This window comes from Promicromonospora sp. NPDC059942 (assembly GCF_042731755.1).
Lineage (GTDB): Bacteria > Actinomycetota > Actinomycetes > Actinomycetales > Cellulomonadaceae > Promicromonospora.
In genome coordinates this window covers 196,114-201,104 of sequence record NZ_JBHWLR010000011.1, presented here as the reverse complement: position 1 = coordinate 201,104, position 4,991 = coordinate 196,114, and the positions used below count along the sequence as shown (strand labels likewise).

General features: G+C 71.6%; 4 protein-coding genes. All 4 read left to right on the top strand.

Annotated features, from left to right (window positions below; all coding sequences use genetic code 11):
- The first annotated feature begins 137 nt into the window (after positions 1-137).
- The 4 genes from moaA (at position 138) to ACFV9Q_RS18990 (ending at position 4,786) form a co-directional block, all read left to right on the top strand.
- Positions 138-1,256, top strand: coding sequence for a GTP 3',8-cyclase MoaA (moaA, locus tag ACFV9Q_RS19005; RefSeq protein ID WP_377235668.1), 1,119 nt, complete (start codon positions 138-140; stop codon positions 1,254-1,256).
- A 204-nt stretch (positions 1,257-1,460) separates the two neighbouring features.
- Entirely contained in the window at positions 1,461-2,450 is a 990-nt protein-coding gene (locus ACFV9Q_RS19000) for a carbohydrate ABC transporter permease (RefSeq protein WP_377235667.1), read from the top strand.
- The gene (locus ACFV9Q_RS18995) at positions 2,447-3,328 is read left to right on the top strand and encodes a carbohydrate ABC transporter permease (protein ID WP_377235666.1); all 882 of its coding nucleotides are present in this window, start codon (positions 2,447-2,449) and stop codon (positions 3,326-3,328) included. The genes ACFV9Q_RS19000 and ACFV9Q_RS18995 overlap by 4 nt, the downstream gene beginning before the upstream one ends.
- 75 nt (positions 3,329-3,403) lie before the next feature.
- A complete protein-coding gene (locus tag ACFV9Q_RS18990; protein WP_377235665.1) occupies positions 3,404-4,786 on the top strand; it encodes an ABC transporter substrate-binding protein in 1,383 nt (460 codons plus the stop codon).
- Positions 4,787-4,991: the final 205 nt, after the last annotated feature.

Here is a 4,991-nt window from a genome sequence, read left to right as displayed (position 1 = left end):
GCCCCCGCGAAGCCGGCGACTCACTTTTGGGTCGGGGTTTTCTCCGCTTTCCGCCTTCGGAAAGCGGAGAAACCCCGGCCTCAAAGGTGAGGTGGACGACGGCGGATACGCCGGCGCGGCTGGTCTAGTCTCGGGAGATGAGCGCTGTGACTCTCGGCATCCCGTCGGTGCGAGGCGTGCCCCGGCGCGCGGCCACGCCGGCGGGCCGGCCGCGCCCGGAGACGCCGCTGCTGGTCGACCGGTACGGGCGGGTCGCGCGCGACCTGCGGGTGTCGATCACGACGGCCTGCTCCCTGCGCTGCACGTACTGCATGCCGGCCGAGGGCCTGCCCCTGGTGCCGCGCGACGAGCTGATGACGCCGGAGGAGATCGGCCGGCTCGTCGGCGTCGGCGTGCACGACCTCGGTCTCCGCGACATCCGGTTCACGGGCGGCGAGCCGCTCATGCGGCGCGACCTGGAGCAGATCATCGGCGCGGCCCGCACGGCTGCCGACGACGCGATGCGCGCCCTCGGCTCCGACGAGCACGTCCGCATCGCCATGACGACGAACGCGCTCGGGCTGGACAAACGCGTGGACGCCCTGGTCGCGGCCGGGCTGGACCGGATCAACGTCTCGCTGGACACGGTGGACCGCCAGGCGTTCGCGACCCTGACCCGGCGCGACCGTCTCGACGACGTGCTCAAGGGGATCCAGGCGGCGCTGGCCGCCGGGCTGTCGCCCGTCAAGATCAACGCGGTGCTGCTGCCCGAGACCCTGGAGGGCGCCGCCGACCTGCTCGCCTGGTCCGTGGCGCACGGCTGCAACCTGCGCTTCATCGAGGAGATGCCGCTCGACGCCGACGGGCGCTGGACCCGCGACGACGTCGTCAGCGCGGCCGACCTGCTGGCGGTGCTCCAGGAGCGGTTCACGCTCACCCCCGCGGGCCGCGAGGACCCGTCCGCCCCGGCCGAGGAGTGGCTGGTCGACGACGGCCCCGCCACCGTCGGGATCATCGCGTCCGTCACCCGTTCGTTCTGCGGGGCCTGCGACCGCACCCGGCTGACCGCCGAGGGCACGGTGCGCTCGTGCCTGTTCGGCAACGAGGAGACGGACCTCAAGTCCCTGCTGCGAGCCGGCGCAACCGACGACGAGGTGGGCGACGCGTGGCGGGCCGCCATGTGGGCCAAGCCCCGCGCCCACGGCAGCGACGCCGTCGAGCTGGCCGCCGACGCCTTCGCCGAGACCGAGCGCAGCATGGGCGCCATCGGCGGCTGAGAGCTCGTCGAGATGCCTGGTAGAAGTCCGTCCATCTGCATAGTAGGAACTCGTCCATCTGCCTGATAGACATGACCGGCACGTGACGTCCCGTCGTCCCAGGTGACCCCCGGGAGACGCCCGCGTGTACGTTGCCGGAAGCCTCGGCCACCCGGCCGCCAAAAAGCCGCATAACGCCCAGACGGGTTCCTAGGCTCCCGGCACGTGACCACCATCGCGACGCCACGGGCGCCGGAGGACCCCGGCGCCCCGCCGGCCGGATCCGCGGCCCCGGAGCGCACAGCACCGCAGCGCCCGCGCCGCAGCCGCCTCGCGGCCGGCCGCCGGCGCACCGCCCTGCTCTGGGCGCTCCTGCTGGCCGGCCCCAACATCGCCCTCCTGCTCGTCTTCGTGTACCGGCCGCTGGTCGAGAGCCTCTACCTCTCGACCCTGCAGTGGAACCTCGGCTCGCCCACCGCGCGGTTCGTGGGGCTCGGCAACTACGTCGAGTGGTTCACCGCGCCCACCACCGGGCGGGTCGTCACCACCACCCTCGTCTTCACGGTCGCGACCGTCGGCGGCGCCATGGTCCTGGGCCTCGGCCTGGCCCTGCTGCTGAACCGCAGGCTGCGCGGCCGGGGCGTCGCCCGCACCGTCGCGTTCGCGCCCTACGTGCTGGGCGGCTTCGCCGTCGGCATCCTCTGGCTCTTCATGTTCGACCCGCGCTACGGCCTCATCCAGGAGGTGCTCGGCTGGGTGGGCATCGCCTCCCCCGACTGGTACACGAGCCGGCCCTGGCCGCTGGTCATGGTCATCGTCGTCTACCTCTGGAAGAACCTCGGGTACGTCGCCCTCATCTACCTGGCGGGCCTGCAGGCCGTGCCGCAGGACCTCAAGGACGCCGCGGCCATAGACGGCGCGTCCGCCGCCCGCACGCTGCGCTCGGTCGTGCTGCCGCTGCTCACGCCGACGACGTTCTTCCTGCTCGTGACGATGCTGCTCAGCTCCCTGCAGTCCTTCGACACCATCAAGGCCATGACGCAGGGCGGCCCCCTCGGGTCCACCACCACGCTCATGTACTCGATCTACGTCGAGAGCTTCGTCAACGGCCGGGCCGGGTACGCGTCCGCCGTCGCCACCGTCCTGTTCCTCGTGCTGCTCGCCGTCACCGCCGTGCAGCTGCGGTTCGTCCAGCAGAAGGTGCACTACGCATGACCGCCGCCACGCTCCCCCGCCCCGGCACCCCCGCAGCGGCGACCAACCCGGCCCGACGACGGCGCTCGCCGCAGGTCGGCGGCTACCTCACGATGATCTTCGCGACGATCGTGCTCGGCGCGCCGCTGCTCTGGATGGCGCTCGCCAGCCTCAAGGCTCCCGACGAGCTCTACCAGCTCCCGCTGCAGTGGCTCCCGGCCCACCCGGACCTCGACAACTACGCACAGGCCGCGGGCGCCATCCCGCTCGGCCGGCTGCTGGCCAACAGCATCGGCCTGACGATCGTCGGCGCCGGCCTCAAGGTCGCGCTCGGCCTGTGCTGCGCTTACGCGCTCGTCTTCCTGGACTTCCCGTTCCGCAAGGTCGTGTTCGGGCTGGTCATCGCCACGCTGATGATCCCGCCGCAGATCACGATCATCCCCAACTACACCCTGGTGGCGAGCCTCGGCTGGCTCAACACCTACCAGGGCATCCTCGTGCCGGGCCTGGCCAGCGCGTTCGGCACCTTCCTGTTCCGCCAGCACTTCCTCACGCTGCCGCGGTCCGTCCTGGAGGCGGCCGAGCTCGACGGCGCGGGGCACTGGCGCAAGCTGTGGCGGTTCGTGGTGCCGATGAGCACGCCGACGCTCGCCGCCGTCGCCCTGGTCTCCGTCGTGACGGAGTGGAACGACTACCTGTGGCCGTTCCTCGTGGTCGACGACCCCGGCAAGATGACGCTGCCCGTGGGGCTCACCCTGCTGCAGAACACCGACGGCATGACGAACTGGGGCGTGCTGCTCGCCGCCACGGTCGTCGTGACCCTCCCCATCCTGCTGGTCTTCCTCGTCCTGCAGCGCCGGCTCGTCGCCGGCCTCACCGCGGGCGCCGTCACCGGCTGAGCCCCCTCTCCTTCCCCTCCCCCCAGCGCCCGGAACCGGGTGCGCCGTACCGGAACGAACCCAAGGAGCACCCCCGTGTCCCACAGTCCTGCCCGCAGGGCCGCCCGGCGCCCCCGCGCCGTCGTCGTCACCGCGCTCGCCGCGCTCACCGCCCTGACCGCCGCCGGCTGCGCCGGCCCGAGCGTCGGCGCGGCCGGCGGCTCCGACGAGGCGTCGGCCGAGGCCGTCGACTGGTCGCAGGTCGAGCCCGCCAAGGAGATCACCTGGTGGAGCAACCACCCGGGTGTGTCCCAGGAGGTCGAGCAGCAGCTCATCGACGACTTCAAGGCCGAGAGCGGGATCAGCGTCAAGCTCGTCACCGCCGGCGCCGACTACGACGAGGTCGCGCAGCGCTTCCAGGCCGCCTCGCAGACGGACGACCTGCCGGACCTGGTCATCGCCTCGGACGTGTGGTGGTTCCGCTACCACCTGAACGACCAGATCATGCCGGTCGACGACGTCATGGAGTTCCTGGACGCCGACGCCGCCGACTTCCAGCCCGCGCTCTACTCCGACTACGAGTACGAGGGCCAGCACTGGGCCGTGCCGTACGCCCGGTCGACGCCGCTGTTCTACTACAACAAGGACCTGTGGGAGGCCGCCGGCCTGCCCGACCGCGGCCCGGAGACCTGGGCCGAGCTCGAGGAGTGGGACGCCTCCCTGAAGAAGGAGGTGCCCGAGAAGGGCTCGACGTTCGGCCTGTCGACCGGCCCGTCGTGGGGCGCCTGGTGGTTCGAGAACATGATCTGGGGCCAGGGCGGGGCGTACTCCGACGGCTTCGAGCTCACCCTCGACACCCCCGAGGCGATCGCGGGCGGCCAGTTCGTGCACGACCTCTTCCACAAGTCCGGCGTCGCCACCCTGTCGGCCGACGACGCGATGGCCGACTTCTCCTCCGGCCTGATCGCCTCCACCATCGGCTCCACGGGCTCGCTCAAGGGCGCGCTCGACGCCGCGAAGTTCGAGGTCGGCACGGCCTACCTGCCCGACGGCCCGCAGGGCGGCGGCACCCCGACCGGTGGCACCGGCCTGGCCATCCCGTCGTCCAAGACGCCCGAGGAGCAGCTCGCGGCCGCGATGTTCCTGGAGTTCCTCACGAACACCGAGAACACCGCCACCTTCTCGCAGGCCACCGGCTACATGCCCGTGCGCACCTCCGCGGTGGAGAGCGACACGATGAAGGCCACCTACGAGGAGACGCCGCAGTTCCGCACCGCGGTGGACCAGCTCGCCGACAAGGCCCGCAAGCAGGACGACGTCCGCGTCTTCGTGCCCGGCGCCGACGCCCTGCTCAACGACGCCCTGGAGCAGATCATCATCGAGGGCGCCGACCCGGCCGAGGCCTTCGAGACGGTGACGCCGCGCATCGAGACGGCGTACACCGAGAACGTCGAGCCCTACCTCGACGCGCAGGACTGACGTGACCGCGGGGAACACCCCGCATCCCCCCTCCCCCCTCGTTCGTGCTTTCCCCCTCCCACTGTTTCGTTCCCCCCCTCTTCCCCACCCCCCCCAGCCCCCCCGACCCACCCCCCCCCCCCCCTCCCTTTGCGGGCCTTTTCCCTCTGCGGCCGAACGGGGCGCAGAGCAACAAATACCCAGCACTCAACGGAGGGGTTAGCAG

Excerpts from the sequence above, each read along its gene's own strand:
- moaA (WP_377235668.1), top strand. The coding sequence starts at position 138 with ATGAGCGCTGTGACTCTCGGCATCCCGTCGGTGCGAGGCGTGCCCCGG.
- ACFV9Q_RS18995 (WP_377235666.1), top strand. The coding sequence starts at position 2,447 with ATGACCGCCGCCACGCTCCCCCGCCCCGGCACCCCCGCAGCGGCGACC.